This is a genomic window from Actinotalea sp. C106 (assembly GCF_023630195.1).
Lineage (GTDB): Bacteria > Actinomycetota > Actinomycetes > Actinomycetales > Cellulomonadaceae > Actinotalea.
Map to the genome: position 1 here is coordinate 1 of NZ_JALPKN010000575.1, position 827 is coordinate 827.

Genomic DNA, 827 nt, shown 5'->3' on the forward strand with positions numbered 1-827 from the left:
TACGATCCGACTTGCCCCGACCGCTGCTCCGGCGCCGCCCGCCCCCAGCGCCAGCCCTTCGACGACGTCGGCTCAGCCCGCCTTCGCCTCGCCGGCCCCCAGCTCGCCCGCCCAGCTTTCGCAGACCCCGCCTTCGCAGACCCAGCCTTCGCAGACCCAGCCTTCGCAGACCCAGCTTTCGCAGACCCCGCCTTCGCAGACCCCGCCTTCGCGGCCCCAGCCGCCACGCCTGTCGCTGCCCCTCCCGGGCACCACGGCACCCGCCGACTACGCCCCGCTGCCCTCTGGTCAGGGCCCGGCCCACGCCCCGCTGCCCGGCGGCCGAGGCCCCGTCGTCCCACCCGCACCGCGTCCCCCAGGCCCGGTGGGACGCTGGTGGTCCTCGGTCCGCCAGCGGCTCGACCTCGACCTGACGGTCCACGGCCTCGCCTACCTCGGGGTGCTGCTGCTCTTCGTCGGGGTGTTCGGTCTGGTGGCCTTCGCCTTCGGCGACGTCGCCCCGACCACCAGGCCCCTGGCCGAGCTCGCGGTCGCCGTCGTGCCCTTCGTGGCTGCCTGGTTGCTCGCACGCAGCGGGGCCACCTTCGTCGCCCGGGCCATGGTCGCCCTGGGCGGGTTGCTGCTGGCTCTCATGCTCGTCACCTCGACGGTCGACGGCGCCCCGTTCCCCCCGGACCTCCACGGCGCAGCCCTGCCCGTCGGTGCGGGCCTGGGCACCGCTGCGCTGGCGCTGGTCTACGTGCTGCTCGCCCGGCGCTGGCCGACCACGGCCCTGGTCACCGTCGTCGCGCCGGTGCTGTGGCTCGCGGCCGCGATGGGGGCCGTCG

At 76.1% G+C, this 827-nt stretch carries 1 pseudogene; it reads left to right on the forward strand.

Annotated elements, in window-relative coordinates:
- Nucleotides 1-364: 364 nt before the first annotated feature.
- Nucleotides 365-827 (forward strand): annotated as a pseudogene (locus L0B03_RS18575) (hypothetical protein); the annotation flags it as partial.